Here is a 22892-nt window from a genome sequence, read left to right as displayed (position 1 = left end):
GAGCGTGTTACAAAAACGCATAAGCGTCTGCAAACAGGTGGTCGCGCTCTGCGCCACGCTCGTTACAGAACATCTCACGTGCTGCACCCGCCATTTCGAAGCGACCAGCAATGTAGATGTCATAAGCCGACAGAGACACGAAATCTTCCATCACCGCTTCTAGCACGTTGCCCACTTTGCCACTCCAACCTTCTGGCGTATTTTCAACAACCGGAATGTAGGTCAGTTGGCTATTTTTCAGTGCCAGTGCTTCCATTTCTTCATTGGCATACAACTGGCTTAGATCGCGGCCACCCCAATACAGGAAGATTGGCTGATCAAACCCTTGGCTCAAACAATGGTCCAGCATACTGCGAACATAAGAGAACCCGGTACCACCTGCAATCAACACCAGCGGACGCTGACGCTCATCACGCAGCCATGCGGTGCCATGCGGTGCCTCAATCGAGAAAGAGTTATCCCCTTTCTCTTGCGTTGCCTGTGCCGCTTTCACCACTTCTGATGCATACGCGTTTTCATCTGCCGCACCAATGTGTAGTTCAAGCTCATGGCCGTTTTGTCGACACGGGCTGCTGGCAATCGAGAACGGGCGTTTGTCTTTTTCGCCCATGACGGCCAACAAATACTGACCCGCCTTGTACTCAACTGGCTGCTCAGGCTTCAATAAAATTCGGTAGGTGTTGTTAGTCAGTGATGACACTGACAAGACTTCACAATTAATAGTCATCGCTTTCCTCAAAACTAACCACCAGATCGCTGCATGGGATCGCCTGACAGGCAAATATCCAGCCTTGTTCTTTTTCTTGCTCTGTAAGCATTGGCTCTAAGTGATAACGTACATCACCTTCAATTAACCTGCATAAACAGGACGCACATGCTCCGATCTGACATCGGTTAGGAAAAGGGACATCTGCCGCCAACGCACCCTGTAAAACGGTTTGGTGCGCTGACACATCAAACGCTATGCCAGATGGCATTAGATGTACCCGATACATCATTTATAAACCCAGTTTGTTCCACATTTCGTCGACTTTGGCGACGATAGCGGGATCTTTGGTAATGGGCGTGCCCCACTCGCGTGTTGCTTCACCCGGCCACTTATTGGTGGCATCTAATCCCATTCTAGACCCCACAGTTAAGACAGGCGATTCTTGCTCATCTGCTTTACTGCTGCTCATAAGGGTATCACGAGCGGGATCCATTCGGGTGGTCATCGCCCAAATTACGTCGTTCCAATCGCGCAAGTTCACATCATCTTCATCAAACACCATGACAAACTTCAGGTCTACGTGTTGTTTAAATGCGTCCTCTATTGCTCTGATAATACGAAGACCATCGCCTGCCGCTTGCTTGCGAATACTGGCCAATACCATACTGTTAGCATTCGCTTCTGCCGGCAAGTGAATGTCCACTAACTCAGGGTGAGCCTGCTTTAACGCACTCACGCAAGCGTTCAAGGCTTCAGACTCCGCAACGCGAGGCGTTGGAAACGCATAACCCACATTCTCCGCCTCCCACTTTCTGGTGGCATCAAGACCCATCTTAGAGCCAAGCCCAGCAACGGGTGACGCAAAGTCCAACGAATCAATTGGCGTGTGCTCAATGAACAAGGTATCGCGTTTCGGATCCATATGGGTGGTCATTGCCTGCATCACGCTTTGCCAATCACGGGCATTCACGTCGTGATCACACACCACCACATACTTGGTGTACATAAATTGTCTCAAAAAAGACCATACGCCCATCATTACGCGCTTTGCATGCCCGGGGTATTGCTTCTTCAACGTGACCACGGCCATGCGATACGAGCAGCCTTCCGGCGGAAGATAAAAGTCTTCGATTTCGGGGAATTGCTTTTGCAGAATCGGCACAAAAACTTCGTTCAAAGCAACGCCAAGTACCGCAGGTTCATCCGGCGGACGGCCAGTGTAGGTACTATGGTAAATCGGCTTTTGATGCATAGTCACATGCGTAACGGTAAACACATGATGGCGTTCAACCTCGTTGTAGTAACCGGTATGGTCGCCATATGGGCCCTCATCGGCATACTCATTCGGGTCGATATAGCCTTCCATCACAATTTCTGCGCTGGCAGGCACGTCCAAATCGTTGCTCAGACTTTTCACCACTTCGGTTTTACTGCCACGCAACAAGCCCGCGAACGCATATTCAGACAAGGTATCGGGTACGGGCGTCACTGCACCTAAAATGGTGGCAGGGTCAGCACCGAATGCGACACTCACTGGAAACGGCTCTCCAGGATGGGTTTCCATCCAATCACGCAAATCTAATGCGCCACCGCGATGGGCAAGCCAACGCATAATGACTTTATTTTTGCCTATCTTCTGTTGGCGATAGATACCTAAGTTTTGGCGTTTTTTTGTTGGCCCTTTGGTGATAGTCAATCCCCATGTTAGCAGCGGTGCCACATCTCCGGGCCAGCAGCTCATCACAGGAATTTTATCTAAATCCACCTCGGCACCCTGCCAGACAATCTCCTGACAAGCCGCTTTTCGCAGCCTTTTAGGCGGCATATTCAGTACTTGCCGAAAAACTGGCAACTTTTCCAAGGCATCTTTGAAGCCTTTCGGTGGCTCTGGCTCTTTGAGGTAAGCCAATAACTTTCCAACTTCACGTAATTCTTTGACGTCGCTACGTCCCATGCCAATTGCCACACGTTTTGGCGTGCCAAACAAGTTCGCTAGCACAGGCATGTCATACCCGACAGGATTTTCAAACAACAAGGCAGGCCCGCCAGCCCGCAGAACGCGGTCAGCGATTTCAGTGATTTCTTGGTCGGGATCGACCGGATGCGAGATGCGTTTTAGTTCGCCAATGGCTTCCAAATGGTCGAGGAATACACGTAGATCAGTAAATTTCATAACCTTCCTGGGCAGAGTTATCAGCTGAATGGTTCACCCAAACAACGGGATAGGTGCAAAGGCGCACGAAAGCCTCAATACAATGAGGCTATCACGCTTACTGGGTTAGCGTCTCGAGTCCTTTTTCAATATTTCGCTGCGTTACCCCTGATGTGGTTTGCAACATCTCGGTGAGCCACGTTTTGTGCCCTTGCTGTGCCAGCATCGTAGCCACGTCTTTGCCGTAATTGCGATTGGCCAGTTGCTTCACCATAAACGCTTTCACATTTTCTGGCATGGGGTGGATCTCGGCTAACTGTCGATTTGCGGTATCCGTCAGTACTGGGTTTATTGTCGCCGCCATCATTTGCGTAATCGCATCAGGCGTCACGGGGGATACGCCTAGATTTTGCAACGCCTTGAGACTGTACCCATCCGTTCGTCGAAGCCATAAAAGCTCGTAGAGAGCAGCACTTTTCGTGTGCTCGCCAAGTGTTGCCAAAATAGCATTATCCGGCACCCAGACCATGTTCTTGTCATTCAAGTAAACAGCTTCAAGCTTGTTAAGCGCAGCGGGGAGCATTGTTGGAATCGCGTCAATGATGGCCTGGCGATGCAGCGGATAATCTGGCGAGGAGAACTCAAGCCAACTGGCTAAAGACAACTGATCAGCTGCGAGCAACTGAAGAGCCTCGGCTTGCAACTGGTGTATTTGCCAATGGTTCAATACCCACTTGGCTTCCCCTGCATAATTAAACGCAGGCATAGTCGCCCAGAATCCGTCTCCTTGGCTTCTCACCATATACTTAGGCTGCTGCTCACTGATGGTCTCCAAAAACGCTTCGCGCTCGGCTGTCATTCGCGAAAAATCGAATGCTCTGCGCGCAAGAATCGTCAGGACTTCCTCTCGAAGAAGCTCTGGTTGAGTGGCAAGGTAGGTGTTGAGCGCATCTAACTGGTTGCTTTCGAAGAGCTGCCTCGCATGCAACACAACGGCCACATGACTTGGCTCCGCCATGTGTGCAGCAACGTCGTTTGGGGTGAGTGTAATGGCACGTAACGCGCCACTATATGCACCAAGGCCAAACAACAAAAATAAAACCAGAAACCGTTTCATCCTAGAAATCCTAAGTCAGCTCATCCGATTGAGCCAAACGTGTTGCGGTAAGCCATAAGTTTGCGGCTCGCGTGTCCCTTTAGCAACTCACAGAATCGTTAGCAGATGTTGCAGCTAGCCCTGTCGGTGAGCCAGATATCGCTGAAAACGACACAACACATGTTTTTCTTATTTCTATAAATATGAAAAAAGCACCGTCATGACGGTGCTTTTTTGTCTCGCGAAGTGCGTCGTTACGATTTTTGACGACGCATCGCTTCGAAGAATTCATCGTTGGTTTTGGTCATTGCCAACTTATCAATGAGGAATTCCATACCTTCGATTTCGCCCATAGGGTGAACAATCTTACGTAGGATCCACATTTTCTGTAGCTCGTCTGCTTTAGTCAGCAGCTCTTCACGACGGGTACCAGAGCGAGTGAAGTCAATTGCAGGGAAGACACGCTTCTCAGCAATCTTACGAGAAAGGTGCAGTTCCATGTTACCTGTACCTTTAAATTCTTCGTAAATAACTTCATCCATCTTCGAACCAGTATCAACCAGTGCTGTCGCGATGATAGTCAGGCTTCCGCCCTCTTCAACGTTACGTGCAGCACCAAAGAAACGCTTAGGACGATGCAGTGCGTTCGCATCAACACCACCCGTCAGGACTTTACCTGAGCTAGGGACAACGGTGTTGTAAGCACGTGCCAGACGCGTAATGGAATCCAGCAGGATAACCACGTCTTTCTTGTGCTCAACCAGACGCTTCGCCTTCTCAATCACCATTTCGGCAACCTGAACGTGACGGCTTGCTGGCTCATCGAACGTAGATGCAATCACTTCGCCCTTAACCAGACGTTGCATCTCGGTCACTTCTTCTGGACGTTCGTCAATCAGAAGTACCATCAACTCACACTCAGGGTGGTTGTATGCAATGCTCTGTGCAATGTTTTGCAGCAGCATGGTTTTACCCGCTTTTGGCGGAGCCACAATCAGACCACGCTGACCTTTACCGATTGGCGATGCCAAATCAAGGACACGAGCAGTAATGTCTTCTGTAGAGCCGTTACCACGCTCCATTACCATACGCTCATTCGCGTGCAGTGGAGTCAGGTTTTCAAACAGGATCTTGTTGCGCGCATTGTCAGGCTTGTCGTGGTTAACTTCATTCACTTTCAGCAGTGCGAAGTAACGCTCACCGTCTTTTGGTGGACGAATTTTGCCTGAAATGGTGTCACCCGTACGCAGGTTAAAGCGGCGGATCTGGCTTGGTGATACATAGATATCGTCTGGGCCGGCAAGGTAAGAACTGTCTGCGCTACGCAGGAAGCCAAAACCGTCCTGAAGAATTTCCAGCACACCGTTACCAAAGATGTCTTCGCCACTTTTCGCGTGTTGCTTAAGGATTGCGAAAATAATGTCTTGTTTACGGAGGCGGGCAAGGTTTTCAAGGCCCATGCTTTCGCCCAAAGCGACCAGCTCGGAAACGGCCTGATTCTTCAGTTCGGTAAGATTCATAGTGGTAGGTGTCTTGTCAGTCAAAGTTGAGATCTGATTTAGTTAGGGTTTAGTAATCACGGATGTGATCAAGAAATGAACAGATGAACAATTTACGTGCAATAAATTAGCACCAGATCGGGAGTGTGTCTAGTTGGTAGGGACAAATAAGCCGTGTCAGGGTAGTACACGGCTTATGGATCACATTACAGATTTGCGTCTAGGAACTCTTTCAGTTGAGTCTTAGACAGAGCACCAACCTTCGTTGCTGCTACACCGCCGTCCTTAAAAAGAAGCAGTGTTGGAATACCGCGAATACCAAATTTAGGTGGTGTACCTGCGTTTTGGTCGATATTCAATTTACCGATTGTGACTTTGCCTTCGTATTCTTCAGCGATTTCGTCAAGAATCGGGGCGATCATTTTACATGGACCACACCATTCAGCCCAGAAATCTACCAGTACTGGGCCTGCGGCATTAATTACATCTGCGTCGAAGCTGGCGTCGGTCAGCTGCAAAATCTTGTCGCTCATCTTTCACTCCAATGATTATTTTTTGTCACTGGTGATATACCAACCAGCAAATCATCGCACTATTTGAATGTATTCACTATCGTATTGCAAGCCTAAGCTGATATTCTATGCAGATGAAAATGACGCATCTCACAGAGCAGAAATTTGCCGACTTCGGACTTCACGCCGATGTTATCAAGGGTTTGGAAGAAAAAGGGTTTCATAATTGCACCCCTATCCAAGCCTTGGCATTGCCGGTCCTGCTCACCGGCCAAGACATTGCAGGACAGGCCCAAACGGGTACCGGTAAAACACTGGCATTCCTGACTGCGACTTTCCATCACCTGCTGACAACGGAAGCACCTGCTGATCGCAAGAAAAACTGTCCGCGTGCCATCATTATGGCACCAACACGCGAACTTGCGATCCAGATCTACAATGACGCAGCACCGTTGCTGGCCTCAACCTCACTGACCGCAGGCCTTGCTTACGGCGGTGAAGCATACGACAAGCAAAAAGAAGTGCTAGATAACGGTGTTGATATTCTTATCGGTACCTGTGGCCGTATTATCGACTTCTACAAGCAGCGTGTAATTGACCTACGCTCGATTCAGGCCGTTGTGCTTGATGAAGCCGACCGTATGTTCGATTTGGGCTTTATCAAAGACATCCGCTTCTTGTTCCGTCGCATGCCTGCTCCTTCAGAGCGTCTAAACATGCTGTTCTCTGCCACGCTGTCTTACCGCGTTCAAGAGTTGGCATTCGAACACATGACCAACCCAGAGCATGTGGTTGTCGAGCCAGAGCAAAAAACCGGTCACCGCATCAAAGAAGAGCTGTTCTACCCATCGAACACCGACAAGATGCAACTGCTTCAAACCTTGATTGAAGAAGAATGGCCTGAGCGCGCGATTGTTTTCGCAAACACCAAACACCGCTGTGAAGAGATTTGGGGCCATTTAGCTGCCGATGACATTCGTGCTGGTCTGCTAACGGGTGACGTGCCTCAGAAGAAGCGCGTGAAGATTCTGGAAGAATTCACCAAAGGTAACGTCGATGTTCTAGTGGCAACTGACGTTGCAGCCCGTGGCCTACATATTCCTCAGGTGACACACGTATTCAACTACGATCTGCCTGACGATTGCGAAGACTATGTTCACCGCATTGGCCGTACTGGCCGCGCGGGTGCAAGCGGTTCTTCTATCAGTTTCGCCTGTGAAGAATATGCGGTTAACTTACCTGCGATCGAAGAATATATTGACCACGCGATCCCAGTGTCAGAGTACAACCAAGATGCACTGATGACTGACCTGCCTGCACCGATCAAGGTTCAGCGCCCTCGTCAGGTAAACAGTCGTCGTAACACGACAGGGAAAACGTCAGGCTCTCAACCACGTGGCCGTGGTCGCCGTCGTCCTTCGACACCAAAAGCGTAATATAATCAGGGGTAACCAAGCATGGATAACGCGCGTTCGCCCCTGTTCGCTGCCATTGATCTTGGCTCAAACAGCTTCCACATGTTGGTCGTTAGAGAAGTTCAAGGCAGCGTGCAAACGCTGGCAAAGATTAAACGCAAAGTTCGTCTCGCCTCGGGCTTGGACGATAACCTTATTTTGTCTCATGAAGCCATGCAGCGTGGCTGGGACTGCCTGTCTCTTTTTGCAGAAAGGCTCCAAGACATTCCTCCCAACAATATCCGCATCGTCGCAACTGCCGCACTTCGCAGTGCAAAAAACGCCGATGTATTTATCGCAAAAGCCAATCAGATTTTAGGCCACCCAATCACCGTGATTACCGGTGAACAAGAAGCCTGCACCATTTATCAAGGCGTAGCGCATACATCCGGTGGTAGAGGTAAACGCTTGGTCGTCGATATTGGTGGGGCAAGCACTGAAATCATTATCGGTAAAGGGTTTGAGGCTGCGGCACTCACCAGCCTCGATATGGGCTGTGTCACCTGGCTCGAAAAACACTTCAAAGACCGCTCATTGACGGAAGCGAGCTTCCAACGTGCGATCGATGGAGCCAAAGACGTGCTCGAGCCGATGGTTCAGCAGTATAAAGAGCTCGGCTGGGAAATCTGTGTCGGAGCCAGCGGTACGGTTCAAGCTCTGCAGGAAATCATGGTCACCCAAGGGATGGATGAAACCATTACCTTGGCAAAGCTGCACCGTCTTCGCAAACAAGCCATTGGCTTTGGGCAAGTGGAAGAGCTCGACATTGATGGCCTGACGCTTGAACGCGCACTAGTATTCCCAAGTGGTCTGTCTATCCTCATCGCTATCTTTGAAGAGCTGGACATTGAATCCATGACCTTGGCTGGCGGTGCCCTGCGTGAGGGCTTGGTGTATGGCATGATGGATACAATGCAGCAGCAAGATATTCGTCAGCGTACCATTCAAAGCATACAGTCCCGTTTTCAACTCGACACAACACATGCTGACAATGTGGCACAAACTGCACTGTCTTTGCTTGCTCAATGCGGTGAAGGCTGGGTAAAAGAGCCTGTGGCGCAGACGCTTCTCACGGCCGCTGCAGCTTTTCATGAAATCGGTATGACCTTGGGCTTTAAACGCGATGGTGAACACGCCGCGTATTTACTCAACCATTTAGATTTACCTGGCTTTACGCTGGCGCAAAAACAGTTGTTGGCAGAACTTGTGCGTCACTATCGCGAACAATTGGTACCGATCAATGGTCAAAATGCCTTGTCGTCGACAAGTGCCAACCGCTTATTGCGTTTGTTGCGATTAGCCGTGATCCTTTGCCATCGTCGTGAAAAAGCGGCGACTCCGACATTCCAGTTGAAAGCAAAAGATGATGTGCTAACGTTGAGTTTGGAAAATGGCTGGTTGAAAAACAACGCCTTGATGACCAACGAACTGACACTCGAAGAGCAGCGTCAGAGTGATAACTACTGGCCACTGACCGTCATTGCCTAAGCATGCATTCGGTTAAAGACAAAAAAGCACGCCAAGGCGTGCTTTTTTCTTCACTCGGTATTACAGCGTCAAAATAAACTGTGCAGACAAACCGTATTGGTTGTCCTCGCTGTAATAAGCACTAAGGTCAAAGCCAAATGCACCAAACGGTTTGAGACCAAAGCCCGCTGTAATGGTGTCATCAGCGTAGTCAGTCATACTCGCGCTGTAACCCGCACGAAGCTGCACCCAATCCCACGCATTCAATTCAACACCGACACGCGCGTACTGGGTTTCGTGCGCAATTTCGCGGAAGTAACGGGTCGTGGAAATGTCGTAGTCCGCTGCAACGGTCAAGAAGCTGTTGCTGTACGCCATACCCACTGTGTACTTAGGCTCTACGATAAAGGTGGCTTTAGAACCCATGCTAGTGTTGGTTTCTAATTCTTGCTCAAATAGGTTTTTCGCAGCAAAGCCCAAAGTAATAGAGTCAGTTGGTAAGTAGCTCAGACCCAAGTCCGCATTGAATACCGTTTTCTTTTGGTACTCAGAGCCCAAATCAAACTCGCTATCTTCAAAGCCAGAAACCGTATCTTTGTAGTTCACCGTCACAATATGCTGCGCTTTCGGGGTCACACCGACAGACAAACGCTGGCCTTCGAACGGCAACTCGAACGAGCGTGCTAATACGACACCTGCATCGACCGTACCGCCGATCACACCCTGTACTGTCGACTGCATGGAGTCCATGTCTGGCGTGCCTACCAAGTCACGCTCATCCACATTCGTCATCGCAATGGTTGCTACACTGGCTTGTGCAAACACATTGATGCTCAAATACTGGTTAGGAATCGCAGCAGCTAAACCAATTGTCGAGTCTACATTTAGCGTGCCGTTATCCAGCGCTTTCAGTGCTGACTTCCACTCAGTTTGAAGCTTTACATCATTTGGGTTGTATTCCAACTCTTCATCGATGCTCTGAAAGTGATCGATTTTATTGTACAGATCATCACCATCATGCGCGCCAAGACTTAGCGACAGCAACAGACCAAAGTCGTCACTACCACCGTAGTTAACCGCTTGAGCTGGGTTATGAAATGGTGCCATTAGGTATGACGCAGATGCCACTCCCGTGCCACCCATCGCCGCTGAACGCGCATCTGACGCACCAAATGCCGCAGCCTGTGTAGAAATGGTCGCCAATGCCACCGCGAGAGATATAAGTTTCTTTTTCATTTTATCTTATTCTGAGAACATGAAATTAGTAGTGCTTTATTCTTAATGTTCAAATTTGAACCTGTATACTTTTTGATGCACTTCCGGATGGCATCAGTAAGAATTCTGCTTTCCTTCCCGCTTAAAAAGCACACAAAAGTCGATATAGCCTGCACAAATATAAAGAATTCTTGAATCAACATCACCATTTATTGCGAATAATCAAAAACAAGACTGAGCGCAAATATCTGTATAAATGTGCATTTACAGCAAATTGCTTTATAAGCATAATCCGCTGTCTTTTTGGTCTTTAAAACATTTTATAAATATGAAAATGAGAAAGTTAAGCTCTAAGCATACAGTTCTCGCTGTAGCGATTTCTTCTGCATTAACCTTGTCTGCATGTGGCGGCGGTGACGAAGGTGGCACTCCGGGTGGTGGCGGTGGCGTTGTTCAGCAAGGTGGTGTCATCATCACTGCAATGGACGGCTACTTAAAAAATGCGCTTCTTTGTGCGGATGACAACAGCAACGGCATTTGTGAAGCGGGAGAAGTGATCAAAGACACTGACGGTCACGCTCTACGGACCGATGAAAAAGGCCATATCGACGCAAAAATCAGCCTCGACGATGAAAAGCGCCTTGAAACCTCAGCGCGTCTGATCGCAACTATCCAATCTCTAGATCCTGATTCAGAAGTGATTACTGAAGATATGGACTTGCCAGGTCAAGCGATGAAGGCCGTAACCCTACGTGCACCAGCTGGCTCTGAAATCGCAAGCCCGATCACCGACTTGGTTGTGTCTAAGATGCAATCAACTGACACCACTGTCGGTCTTTCAAAAGAAGACGCAGAGAAAGCCGTTATCGCCTCTCTTGGCGGCCTGAACACCGACGGTGAACTGACTCAAGACGTTCTCTACAGTGACTACATCGTTGCTAAAGAAAGTGGTGATGATGCAAGCAAAGAGCTGGCAGCAAAAATCCACAAAACTGCGCAAATCCTGACGGAAACCAAAGCGAACGCATCGTCTGACGCAGCGTTTGATGCACAACTTGACCAAGTAGTTGAAGCAACCGTTGAAGCAACTGCAGAAATGGCTCCAGAAGATCTGGAAGACGAAACCTACAAGCCGTACGTGCCTGTTGTTGAAGAGCCAACAGAGCCACCCGCTCTCGTCACCAACTTCGCAGTAACGTTCAACAAAGCAAATATTGAAGCTCTGACTACCGAACTGGCTAAGCACGGCGCATTCTACGGTGATGCTGACAAATGGCTGGATCAATCAGTTCAGAATATTGACGTGCAGTCTTTGGTAAACGACAGCGATGCAACCGCTCTGGGTAAGCAAAACACCGTTATCATCGCAAACACTAAAGCCTTGGCAGAGAAAAACATCGCCGTTAGCTTGATCGAAGGCGTACTGACTGTATCACGCGTAGATACATCTAAAGATGTTGCCGCGGGCACTCACAACATTCAGCTTGCGTCTAACGACCTGAACAGCAAAGGTGATGCGCTGCCTTCATTCGTTGCGTCAGCAACTACCGTTGACTTTGTAGTAGAAAACTTCAACTACGCACCTGAATTTTCACCATCTAAACTGTCGGCACTTCAGACGCAATTCGACGCTCTGAAATTAGAGGTAGGCGTACCTGTAAATCAGTCGTTCAACATTGCAGGACTCATCTTCGATAGAAATGGCGAAAACGACATCGATCATTTGTCGACAGCCTACTCAGTTAGTGGTCTTGAAATCGTCCTACGTAATACTAGTGAGTTGACTATCACTGGTACCCCAGCAATGGCACAAGAGCCTTCTGTACTGACACTAGGCGTAGAAGATCTCGGCGGCTTGAGTGACACCGCAGAAATTATTGTTCCAAAAGTAACGTCTGTTACGCCAAGCGAAATCAAAGACATTCTTGTAGGTTCACACAAAACTTGGTACCGCTGGAATGGCGAGAGCAAGCAAAACGAAGGCGGTAACTCTTACTACAACTTCGCCAACTGTATGGCGTTTCAATTTGTAGAGAGCAGCGACCCGAACTCAGGCACCGTTTTGTTTGCTGAAGGCGAACAATGTCCACAAGAGTCAGACGTCACCAAGCAAGATGGTACATGGGAAGTCAATTCAGATGGCCACCTGATTTGGTCACTACCAGGTGAAGGTAACCTGACCTTCACACGCACCCTGACTCAACATGAAAACGATGCCCGCCAGCCACGCGTAACCGCATTTGAACTTGAGCAAAAAACTTCGTTAACGCGTGAGTCGAATGACAACGTGAGCATGAAGACCAACACCTTCGAAAGCGGTTCCACGCTGTTTAAAGGCCAAGCGTCTGCAAACAATTACTGGAATGATGCGAAAGGCTCTGCATGGGTACTGGATCAGGACACAGCAATTAGTCTGACGGCTGACTTACACCAACAAGATGCCAATCAGTACTTAGGTGTTAGCCTAAATTTCATTAACGTGAAATGTACCGACTTAGGACTTGCTCAAGGTGATAACGGTAACTACTTGCCAACGGCGACTTCTCGCTACAAGGGGTTCCGTGTAACTGGTGATGCACTGAACGGCAATGCGCTTTTCTTCAATACTAACAGCCAAGGATTCGAAGCATTCCAATCGAGTGACAAGTGCTCGATTCACCTGCCTATCTATACAAATGCCACACCGTTTGCGATTGATTTCAAAGCAGGTCAAACACTGACAGTGCATGCATCAGAGGCAGAAAATATTGGCGATGAAGAATTCATTATCAACACCTTTATCGACCGTGACTACACCATCGCGCCAGCACACGATCTACAAATCGACGGTATTGGAATCTACTTCGTTGATGGCACATCTGTAAGCAACATCTACCGTACCGAAGCGAATGGCACTTACACGTTCCTTGAGCGCAGCATGTCATACGAAAACGGCGTTTGGGGTGCTTGGCAACCATTTGGTGACAGCCAGTTAATTACCCAATACGTTGCGAGCAACGGCAACCACGCTTACCAGTTCTTCAATGAGGGCGAACAATACAACTCTGATGAGTCATTCACCATTTGGGCAAACAGTGCCGATGTGATGTTTGGTAAAGATGTAGCTCCTGGAGCTGAAATTTGGGATCAGAAAATCTTCTACTCGCTGGCAGAAGCGCAAGCTGCGGTAGAAGCAGTAGTGAGCTCAGAAATCAGTTTCGTCGGTTCGGTATGGAAGGAAACCTTTATCACTGCAGGTTCTGAAAAATGGGATTACGCTGAGTTCACTTACCAACAAAACGGTGTGTCTATTGTCGAGTACAAGGATAACGTAGCCGGTGAAGCAACACTATATCCATATACACCGGAAAACAGCGATCTTCCTTGTCGTGATACAGCCCCTCATACGTGCTCATTCGAACAGTTGAATCAGAGTAACAGCTTTGTCGACGATAATGGACAAGCTCAAGCGAAATGGGAGTGGGATCCAATCACTAACCCTAACAAAATGTGGCGTCACAAAGACTATCATGAGTCTGAGTGGGTTCGTCTGAAATAAATTCACACGTTCAAGCACACAAAAGGCGACCAATCGGTCGCCTTTCTTTTTTCTAAATGCTTACCTTTAGAAGCTCCAAAGAAGCTGCACACCTGCGCTGTAGTGAATGGTGTCGCCTTCCGGTACAACGGCGTGGTAACGCTTGTCATCGACAGTCACGATCACACCATCACTTTCCATACGGTTTTCGTACGTTGCCGTCACAAAGCCACCAATGCTCACACCTGGGTAAACGCGGTATGCCACCGCGGCTTCCAACGCACCGCGATAACCCATTTCATAGAAGGTTTGGTCTTCTAGGCCCGCTGCGGTATTGGTTGTGTAACTCCACACTGGCACACCAACGATGGCGCTGAACTTGTAGTGCCATGGGCTTTCGTTATGCAATGTACCCGTATCGTACATCACGCCCATATCGAGGAAGATATCAGTAGACGTTTCTTCCCACGTATTGGTGAAGAACTCGTGTTGGCCTTCTGGCAACTCACGGTAGCTTTCTTTACCGAAACGTTTGTGGGTTTGATAACTGAATGCTGGGCCTGCAACCAAACGCCATTCTGGCGTCATTTTGTAGTGCAGCAGCGCATTGGTTGATGCTCGGATGTACTGATATTTATTGGTTTGTGACAGACCTTTTGAGTCATACCAGTTTTCTTCTGCACTGCCTGGCGAGAAGGTCGCAAGGGCTTCCAACGAGAAATCAAACATCTCATTCACGTAGTAAAGACCGCCGGTGTTAACCACTGGGCTAACGACAGTAACTGATGATGAAATACCTGGGTATTTTTCATCGTAAGTAACGTGTTCAAAGCCACCACGAAAATACGAATACCCACCTTTCGCTTCTTTCTCACCTGCCATTGCAGATGTTGAAGCAAAGCCAGTCACTGCTAACGCTACTGCCGACGCTAATACCGCTTTATTCATTGTTGCAAAACCCAACTATTTTATTGAAATATATAAGAAAATAAAAAGCCGGGCATTATACATTCTGGTGCAGTTCTTTATTCTATAAAGCATAAAAAAAGCACGCCATTCGCGTGCTTTTTTTATTGAGTGGTGAATTAAACACCAATGCCGCTGTGACGTAGCAATGCATCCGGTGATGGCTCACGACCTCGGAAGCGTTTGAACAGCTCCATTGGCTCTTCACTGCCACCACGCTCAAGAATATTCTCAAGGAACGACTTGCCAGTTTCCGTGTTGAAGATACCCTCTTCTTCAAAGCGGCTGAATGCGTCAGATGACAACACTTCTGCCCACAAGTAGCTGTAATAACCCGCACTGTAGCCACCCGCAAAGATATGGCTGAATGAATGCGGGAAGCGATTCCACTCTGGAGATGGAACCACCGCTACACGGCTTTTCACATCCGCCAAAGTTTCCAGCACTTTCGCGCCTTCTTCTGGGTCAAAGCGCGTGAACAGGGTGAAATCGAAAAGACCGAATTCGAGCTGTCGCAAGATGCCCATCGCGGAATTGTAGTTTTTCGCCGCCAGCATCTTATCCAACATGTCTTTTGGCAGCGGCTCGCCCGTCTCGTAATGACCCGAGATAAACGCCAGTGCCTCTTCCTGCCAACACCAGTTTTCCAAGAATTGGCTTGGCAGCTCAACGGCATCCCACGGCACGCCATTGATGCCAGACACGGACGAGATGTCCACTTTGGTCAGCATGTGGTGGATACCGTGACCAAATTCATGGAACAAGGTGACAACTTCGTCATGGGTAAATAGCGCAGGCTTGCCACCAATTGGCTTGTTGAAGTTACACGTCAGGTACGCAACGGGCGTTTGAACCTCTCCAGATTCGGTCACACGACGAACGCGGCACTCATCCATCCATGCGCCACCACGTTTGTGTTCACGCGCATACAGGTCAAGATAGAAGCTGCCTCGAAGTTCGCCATTTGCATCGAAGATATCGTAGAAAGACACTGACTCATGCCAAACATCCACACCTTCGCGACGTTTTACGTCCATACCAAACACACGTTTTAGTACTTCAAATAGGCCAGATACCGCACGCGATTCTGGGAAGTAAGGACGCAGCTCTTCATCTGAAATACTGAATTGGTGCTGCTTAAGTTTCTCGGCGTAATAACCCACATCCCAAGGTTCAAGATCATCAGCGTTGAAGTTCTCTTTCGCGAACTGCTTGAGCAAGGCAAACTCTCTTTCACCTTGTGGACGCGCCTTTTCCGCGAGCTCGTTCAGGAAGGTCATCACCTGATCGGTAGACGCTGCCATCTTGGTGGCCAGTGATAATTCGCTGTAGGTAGCAAAACCCAGCAGGCGCGAAATTTCGTTTTTCAGCAGCAGGGTTTCATTAATCAGGTCCGTGTTGTCCCACTTGCCTGCATTTGGGCCGCGATCCGAAGCACGAGTTGTGTACGCTTCGTACATTTCACGGCGAAGTTCGCGATTCTCACAGTAAGTCATCACAGGCAGGTAAGAAGGAATATCCAATGTCAGCAGGTAGCCTTCCAGCTCTTTCGCTTCAGCCTGCGCTTGTGCTGCGGCCAAAGCTGACTCCGGCATACCCGACAAATCCGCGACATCATTGACCTGCTTGGTCCACCCCATGGTGGCATCCAGCACGTTGTTTGAGAATGTCGAAGAAAGCTCAGACAAACGCTTACTGATTTCACCAAAGCGATGCTGATCTTTTGGCGGCAAACCAATCCCAGACAACTCAAAGTCACGCAGCGAGTCTGTGATGGTCTTTTGCTGCGCCAGTGTCAGTGAATCGAAATCATCACGCGCTTTAATTGCTTTATAGGCGTCATACAAAGGCTTGTGCTGACCAACCCAGGTTGAGTAATCAGACAGCATCGGCAGACACGCTTCATACGCATCACGCAACGCCTGACTGTTTACCACTGCGTTCATGTGCCCAATTGGCGACCAAATGCGGCTCAAGCGGTCATCACTGTCAGCTAGCGGCGCACAGATACTGTCCCAGCTTGGATCGGTATTGTTCTCTAGGACAGCTTCAATCGCCGCGCGGCAATCTGCAATCGCCTGCTCAACCGCAGGCTGAACGTGCTCCGGTTTGATTTCAGAAAAAGGAGGCAAATCGTTAAACGACAGCAGCGGGTTGGACATAATGAGTTCCTTGATAATCTTTAGTCTTAGTATTTATGGCGGCATTTACGACCATTTTCAATGCTCAGTCACCAATATCGCATTGCAACTCGAAGCAACGAACGCTCACGTAGCTTGGGGATCTCCTCTCAATAGGTGATAATACCCTCTACTTTCATATTCGTATTTCTGCAGGTCTCACCATGCTCAGTTACCGCCACAGCTTTCACGCTGGCAACCATGCGGATGTGGTAAAACACATCGTACAAAGTCTTATCATTGAGTCGCTAAAGCAAAAGGATAAAGCATTTGTATATCACGACACCCACAGCGGTGCGGGTCGCTACGATCTGTCTGATGAGCGCGCAGAGAAAACTGGCGAGTACAAGGAAGGTATCGGCCTGATTTGGGATCGCAACGACATTCCCGAAGACATTGCCCCTTATATCCAAGCCATAAAATCACTGAACCAAGGTGAGGCGTTACGCTACTACCCTGGTTCGCCGCGTGTTGGCAGAAACCTTTTACGCGATCAAGACCGAGCGATTTTTACTGAGCTCCACCCGAGTGACTTTCCACTTCTTCTGCAAGAATTTCGCGGTGACCGCCAAGTTAAAATGCACAAAGAAGACGGTTATGCGCGCCTGAAAGCCAGCTTGCCGCCAAAAGAGCGCCGTGGGGTGGTTTTAATTGATCCACCTTATGAACTGAAAACCGAATATCAAGATGTGGTCGATGCGATCGAGGAGAGCGTCGCACGTTGGGCGACGGGTACCTATGCGATTTGGTATCCTGTGGTTTATCGTAAGAATATCGACCTCATCACTAAGGGTCTGGAAAAGCTCGGCATCCGTAAGATCCTCCAAATCGAACTGGGGGTCGCACCCGACACGGAAGAGCGCGGCATGACGGCATCCGGCATGATTGTCATTAACCCACCGTGGAAGCTCGAACAACAAATGAAAGATATCCTGCCTTGGCTACAATCGGTGATCGCGCCAGAAACGGGTCACCATGTCGTCGAGTGGATCGTTCCAGAATAAGAAACAGTAACACTGCCAGCTAACCGAGCACTTCACTTTGATTATCTTCGGCTAGCTTGAGTAGACAGGTCTGATAACATGAGGGAAAGTCAGAAATCCCTCATATCGGGAATAAAAATTAAAAACATGGAGAAAATCATGGCCAAGCATTTTGATTATATTTGTATCGGTGGCGGCAGCGGCGGTATTGCATCAGCAAACCGTGCGGCGATGTACGGTGCAAAAGTCGCGTTGATTGAAGCGCGTCATCTTGGCGGTACCTGTGTCAACGTCGGCTGTGTGCCGAAAAAGGTCATGTGGCATGGCGCGCAAGTGGCCGAAGCTATCAAAATGTATGGCCCTGATTACGGCTTCGACACCACCATCAATAACTTTGACTGGGCAAAGCTGGTTGAAAACCGTGAAGCCTACATCGGCCGTATCCACGCTGCCTATGAAAACGTGCTGGGTAAGAACAACATTGAAGTGATTGAAGGCTTTGGTACGTTTGTTGATGCCAAAACCGTGGAAGTGAACGGTGAGCACTACACCGCGGACAATATCCTAGTCGCAGTGGGTGGCACGCCAACCATTCCAAACATCCCGGGTGCAGAACACGGCATCGATTCTAACGGTTTCTTCGAACTAAACGCGCAGCCTAAGCGTGTGGCTGTCGTGGGTGCAGGCTATATCGCCGTTGAGATTGCAGGTGTATTAAACGCACTAGGCACTGAAACTCACCTGTTTGTTCGTAAAGAATCACCGCTTCGCACCTTCGACCCAATGATCATCGACACCCTTGTCGAAGTCATGGAAAAAGAAGGCCCAGCACTGCATACCCACTCAGTACCAAAAGAAGTGGTAAAAGAGTCTGATGGCTCGCTGACGCTGCACTTTGAAAGCGGTCAAACACACAACACCGATCTACTGATCTGGGCGATTGGACGTCACCCAACCACGGATAAAATCAATCTGGCGGCAGCGGGTGTGGAAACCAACGACCGAGGCTACATCAAAGTGGATGAATACCAGAATACCAATGTGCCAGGTATCTACTGCGTTGGTGACATCATGGAAGGCGGTGTTGAGCTGACACCTGTTGCCGTTAAAGCGGGTCGCCAACTGTCAGAGCGTCTGTTCAATGGTAAAGCTAACGCCAAAATGGACTACACGTTAATCCCTACTGTCGTGTTTAGCCACCCACCTATTGGGACCATTGGCCTGACAGAGCAAGAAGCGAAAGCCCAGTACGGCGACGAGAATGTAAAAGTCTACGCCTCTGGCTTCACCGCGATGTACACAGCGGTTACCCAACACCGTCAGCCATGTAAGATGAAACTGGTGTGCGCGGGAGAAGAAGAAACCGTCGTTGGTCTGCACGGTATCGGGTTTGCCGTGGATGAAATGATCCAAGGCTTCGGCGTTGCAATGAAGATGGGTGCCACAAAAGCAGACTTCGACAGTGTGGTTGCTATCCACCCAACGGGCTCGGAAGAGTTCGTGACGATGCGTTAATCACCCCTCGCAAAGATTTGAGCCCTGTTAGCGCGAGTTAGCGGGGCTTTTTATTTTTCTAAAGCTCCCTTCCTCACGCCTCGCTTCGCAAGTGTGAGAACCGTAATGCCTTTTCCAATGCCTATACTCAACCACTGTATTTGCCTTTAAATACACCACAACTCATCAAACACCAAGGTGTGGGTATGACATGGTTTCGGGTTCACCACCTCTGGATTGCTCTGCTGGTAATCGCTCTGTTTGGCTGCGAATCAACGCACACCTCGACCTCAGTACCTTCCGACACACCGAAAGACACGCCAACGATATCCGACGACTCCCTTTATTCAATTCCTGTAATGCCACCTAAGATAACGCCACCATCACAGGAAGAAGAGACAACAGAGGAGATCACTGGAACCCAGCCCTCTCCAGACGTTTCCAGCGAAGCCACACCCTCGACAGTACCTACTACGGTGATTGTTGAGCCACGCGATGATTCACCTGGCCCACCTGACTTTGTCTGTGGAGAGGTAGGCTATGAGCCCTGTGGCGATGAAATAAAAATCGATGCGATTTTGGTTGGGGACGCAACAAATTGGGGGTGCAAAGGAAAAAACCTCTACTTCACACCACATAACGGCGGCGAATGCTGGCGATGCCCAGATGGTTACCGACGTACATGGACACCAATCCACAAGCCCGATAGCTGTAAAGAACGAGGGCTTGGCTTCAACAAAGAAAGAACCGATGCCACATTTGAACGTTCTGTGTATGGCTGTGAGGACGGTCAATTTGAAAAAGGAGGCGAATGTTATCGCTGCCCTACAGGCTCTTCTAAAGTTAGCTTTCTATGGGCATTTAACCCCGGCGCAGAATGTAAAACCGAGTTTTACTGCAAAGATGATTTGGCACTCATGCCCGCACCACCCGAAGCATTGCAAAACTTTGGTCCTCCCTATGACAGAATCTGTGGCGAACCGTTTAATGCTGAATCCGAAGTAATCAAGCTTGCTCGCGAAGAAGTGAATGCCAACATGGAAATCAACCAAGCTGCCGCCGCCTTTCTGGCTGAAGCGTCAACAAACAGTGCGTTAAAGCGAGCGATTAAAGACAAAGACGGTGACGCGGCCTATCAGATTATTTCGGCCATGGAAAGCTACCAACAACTTCGAGCAACCGCCCTTCTCCATGGTTATCGCTCAATGACCTTAGGTGGAGGGCCAGAGCTTGAGGTTGGTATCGGCGCAACAACAGAATATGGCATCGCACTCGATTGGCACGGCAATAGCCGCCCGTATGGTAGCGTTGCGATTTCCAAAGGTGTGTCTTTGAGTGCAGGTATTGGCCTAACGCTTGGGATTTGGAAAGACGGCATAGAAAGCAGTGAGGCCAATATTGGCGGTTACGCAAGGGGGGCCAGTATCAGTGTTCCTCTGGGTGTGGCTGATATTGGCAGTGCAGCATGGTTTAGCTACTACCCGTTAAATTTCATTGGTTTGACGTTCAGTGGAAGCGGTGGCATTGGGCTGGAAACCGTGAATTACAATCAAGCAGTTACCATGCTGTATTAAAACATGTTTTTATATGATTTACGGTGCCACCTGACGGCAATCAACGGTTTGGATAGCCGTGTCCATACGTCGCCTTTTGGGCATCAAAATCCGTTTCGACGAATAGGCGGCGATGACATCAAAACCTAAGGCACTTTTAATTTTTGTTCAAAAAATGTCTTTACAATATGTTTTTGGCAGACAATAATGGCGTTGCTCTGTTGTTCAGAGTTATTAAATGCAAAATATAGTAAAAGTAAAACCCTCAGAATATCTTCGTAAATGTTGCAATCCTCAGTGTTTCCCTTAGCTTAATCAAAACATTAAATAATTCCAGCTTTCAGCGCATCGCATATTTATCGCGATTAATTTAATTTCATATAAGGGACACATAATGTCTAATTCAAACAAAGCAACTGGCATCGTAAAATGGTTTAACGAAGAGAAAGGCTTCGGTTTTATTTCTCAAGACAATGGCGGTGCAGATGTATTTGTACACTTCCGCGCGATTGCGTCTGAAGGGTTCAAAACGCTGGCTGAAGGCCAAAAGGTTTCTTTCGAAGTAGAGCAAGGCCAGAAGGGCCTGCAAGCGGCTAACGTCGTAGCACTTTAATTCGAAATGTGGCGTAGGTTTATTTGTTGAAATTTACGCCACTACAATCTCTGCTCGCGATTAGTCTATTCTCTTCGAAAATATCAAGCACAACAAATATCTTATCCTGTAGATACGCTTTTACTTTCCGCATTAGCAAATTTTAAATTTCCATCTACCACTGGCTTATAGTAGCCATCTTATATTAATTTAATTATTAAGGGTCATATATGTCTCGATCTAATGGGCGCAAACGCTTTTGGTTCCACAAAAATAAAACTCAAACAGTAAGGTGATTTTTTGATTATTAATTTCAAAATATTTAAAAATAAAGAAACATGGAATTCCACTATCCACCAGCTAAATAGCGACGTTCTCGCTCGCCATATTTTGGTGAAAGGAAATATTGATAGTACCGACCTTAACTTCTCGTTTTGTGAGGCGTCAGGTAAAGGAAGAATCATCAGTAACGATAGTTTTATTGGGGAGTTTTCAGTCTTTTAATAGCTAATACCTATCTCAAATCATCGACTCTCCCCCTTCAATTAACACCCAATCCTCTCGCTTATTTCACACAATTATCCAGCTATTCCTCACACAAAACATGTATCAACGAGCTTTCCCTGAGCGGCATTGGAACCATCATGACAATGTCGAAAGCCTTCTGCTCTTTTACCCAATACGGCAAGCGCTTAGGGAATGCTGCACGGGTTTCTGAATCTCGAGCCAGTGACCTGAGTTTTTCCATTGAAACCAATTCCATACCGTCTCTTTCGCATGCGGAAAACGCTTCGTCATACGTAGCACGCCACCAAGAGCGTTCGCCATCAGTGTACCGTTGCTCTTGGCTTTTAGGTTTAGGACTTTGAAGACCAGCCACATCAAAGTACTTACGGCTCCGTTTATCTCGCGGCACTTTCCTCACAACTTTTTTCGGCACTGCGTCTTTTATCGCCGGCTCAGGCAAAGCCTCAGGTAGCACCGCCAATGTTGCGGCTTCAATCGCTTCAACACTCGCCTCTTTCTCGCTCGTAGGTTCGGTCATCGCCTTTATTGGCGTTGCATTGCTAGGGGACTTAGCGTGGGTCAAAGGCACTTTTACTTCACGGATAAACGCCGTTTTCAGTGCCGGTTGCTTACGCATGGCATTTCGTACTTTGTGCGCGGTAGAGAAAGTGTCATAAGGCCCGGCTAGACAGCGGTAATAGCCACCTTCTTGTAACAAGATGATCTGGTCTTGAAGCACTGAGCGCTTAATGTCAGTCGCAAACCACTTTTCGGGCAGGCTGGTTAACATGCCACATTGCACCCAAAACTGCCCTTTGTTTGATTCAGGCTCACTCTCCCACAAGCCTTCACCTATTGGGCAAGAACCATTTGAAACCACATTCCATCCCGACTCGGTTTCCGGTACGCAGACATTCACCTTGGCAAGTAAGGATGTCGAATACGACAGCAGAAAACACAAGAGCACGAGGGGTTTCGAAGCCATGGTGCCTCTCC

17 protein-coding genes are annotated in these 22892 nt (G+C 48.5%); 7 read left to right on the top strand and 10 right to left on the bottom strand.

What is annotated here, in order from left to right; all coding sequences use genetic code 11:
* Window positions 1-7: 7 nt before the first annotated feature.
* From fre to trxA, 6 genes are all read right to left on the bottom strand, one after another.
* Window positions 8-727: an NAD(P)H-flavin reductase gene (gene fre / locus LRP49_RS12440; protein WP_274142535.1), complete on the bottom strand. Its 720-nt coding sequence runs from the start codon at window positions 725-727 to the stop codon at window positions 8-10.
* Window positions 717-998, bottom strand: coding sequence for a 2Fe-2S iron-sulfur cluster-binding protein (locus LRP49_RS12435; protein ID WP_274142534.1), 282 nt, complete (start codon window positions 996-998; stop codon window positions 717-719). The genes fre and LRP49_RS12435 overlap by 11 nt, the downstream gene beginning before the upstream one ends.
* Window positions 999-2882 carry a 4-hydroxy-3-polyprenylbenzoate decarboxylase gene (ubiD, locus tag LRP49_RS12430; RefSeq protein ID WP_274142532.1) on the bottom strand — a complete coding sequence of 628 codons (1884 nt, stop codon included), beginning with the start codon at window positions 2880-2882 and terminating at the stop codon, window positions 999-1001.
* A gap of 97 nt (window positions 2883-2979) precedes the next feature.
* The gene (locus LRP49_RS12425) at window positions 2980-3978 is read right to left on the bottom strand and encodes a hypothetical protein (protein WP_274142530.1); all 999 of its coding nucleotides are present in this window, start codon (window positions 3976-3978) and stop codon (window positions 2980-2982) included.
* A 233-nt stretch (window positions 3979-4211) separates the two neighbouring features.
* Window positions 4212-5477: a transcription termination factor Rho gene (gene rho / locus LRP49_RS12420; protein ID WP_274142529.1), complete on the bottom strand. Its 1266-nt coding sequence runs from the start codon at window positions 5475-5477 to the stop codon at window positions 4212-4214.
* Between the two features lie 185 nt (window positions 5478-5662).
* Window positions 5663-5989, bottom strand: coding sequence for a thioredoxin TrxA (trxA, locus tag LRP49_RS12415; protein ID WP_078753266.1), 327 nt, complete (start codon window positions 5987-5989; stop codon window positions 5663-5665).
* Between the two features lie 113 nt (window positions 5990-6102).
* Between trxA and rhlB the strand changes: the two genes are divergently transcribed.
* Window positions 6103-7404, top strand: a complete 1302-nt coding sequence (rhlB, locus tag LRP49_RS12410; RefSeq protein ID WP_274142805.1) for an ATP-dependent RNA helicase RhlB — start codon at window positions 6103-6105, stop codon at window positions 7402-7404.
* A 21-nt stretch (window positions 7405-7425) separates the two neighbouring features.
* A complete protein-coding gene (gppA, locus tag LRP49_RS12405; RefSeq protein ID WP_274142526.1) occupies window positions 7426-8910 on the top strand; it encodes a guanosine-5'-triphosphate,3'-diphosphate diphosphatase in 1485 nt (494 codons plus the stop codon).
* A gap of 60 nt (window positions 8911-8970) precedes the next feature.
* Here gppA and traF read toward each other — a convergent pair whose 3' ends face one another.
* Window positions 8971-10125 carry a conjugal transfer protein TraF gene (gene traF / locus LRP49_RS12400; protein WP_274142524.1) on the bottom strand — a complete coding sequence of 385 codons (1155 nt, stop codon included), beginning with the start codon at window positions 10123-10125 and terminating at the stop codon, window positions 8971-8973.
* 313 nt (window positions 10126-10438) lie between these two features.
* Between traF and LRP49_RS12395 the strand changes: the two genes are divergently transcribed.
* Entirely contained in the window at window positions 10439-13642 is a 3204-nt protein-coding gene (locus LRP49_RS12395) for a hypothetical protein (RefSeq protein WP_274142523.1), read from the top strand.
* 66 nt (window positions 13643-13708) lie between these two features.
* Here LRP49_RS12395 and LRP49_RS12390 read toward each other — a convergent pair whose 3' ends face one another.
* Window positions 13709-14569 (bottom strand): hypothetical protein, encoded by an 861-nt coding sequence (locus LRP49_RS12390; protein WP_274142522.1) that lies wholly within the window; start codon window positions 14567-14569, stop codon window positions 13709-13711.
* 137 nt (window positions 14570-14706) lie between these two features.
* Window positions 14707-16749 carry an oligopeptidase A gene (gene prlC / locus LRP49_RS12385; RefSeq protein ID WP_274142520.1) on the bottom strand — a complete coding sequence of 681 codons (2043 nt, stop codon included), beginning with the start codon at window positions 16747-16749 and terminating at the stop codon, window positions 14707-14709.
* A 182-nt stretch (window positions 16750-16931) separates the two neighbouring features.
* On the opposite strand from prlC, the gene LRP49_RS12380 reads away from it, so the two are divergent.
* The 4 genes from LRP49_RS12380 (at window position 16932) to cspE (ending at window position 21410) form a co-directional block, all read left to right on the top strand.
* Window positions 16932-17771, top strand: a complete 840-nt coding sequence (locus LRP49_RS12380; RefSeq protein WP_274142518.1) for a 23S rRNA (adenine(2030)-N(6))-methyltransferase RlmJ — start codon at window positions 16932-16934, stop codon at window positions 17769-17771.
* A gap of 138 nt (window positions 17772-17909) precedes the next feature.
* Window positions 17910-19265 (top strand): glutathione-disulfide reductase, encoded by a 1356-nt coding sequence (gorA, locus tag LRP49_RS12375; RefSeq protein ID WP_274142517.1) that lies wholly within the window; start codon window positions 17910-17912, stop codon window positions 19263-19265.
* Between the two features lie 185 nt (window positions 19266-19450).
* Window positions 19451-20818, top strand: a complete 1368-nt coding sequence (locus LRP49_RS12370) for a hypothetical protein (protein ID WP_274142516.1) — start codon at window positions 19451-19453, stop codon at window positions 20816-20818.
* A gap of 373 nt (window positions 20819-21191) precedes the next feature.
* On the top strand, window positions 21192-21410 hold the full coding sequence (gene cspE, locus LRP49_RS12365; RefSeq protein WP_274142515.1) for a transcription antiterminator/RNA stability regulator CspE: 219 nt from the start codon (window positions 21192-21194) through the stop codon (window positions 21408-21410).
* Between the two features lie 565 nt (window positions 21411-21975).
* On the opposite strand, the gene LRP49_RS12355 is transcribed toward cspE, so the two are convergent.
* The gene (locus LRP49_RS12355) at window positions 21976-22881 is read right to left on the bottom strand and encodes an SPOR domain-containing protein (RefSeq protein WP_274142512.1); all 906 of its coding nucleotides are present in this window, start codon (window positions 22879-22881) and stop codon (window positions 21976-21978) included.
* Window positions 22882-22892: the final 11 nt, after the last annotated feature.

It is taken from the genome of Enterovibrio qingdaonensis, from assembly GCF_028683135.1.
Classification (GTDB): Bacteria; Pseudomonadota; Gammaproteobacteria; order Enterobacterales; family Vibrionaceae; genus Enterovibrio; species Enterovibrio qingdaonensis.
The sequence above is the reverse complement of the archived record's forward strand: the minus strand, read 5'-3'. Positions and strand labels throughout refer to the sequence as shown.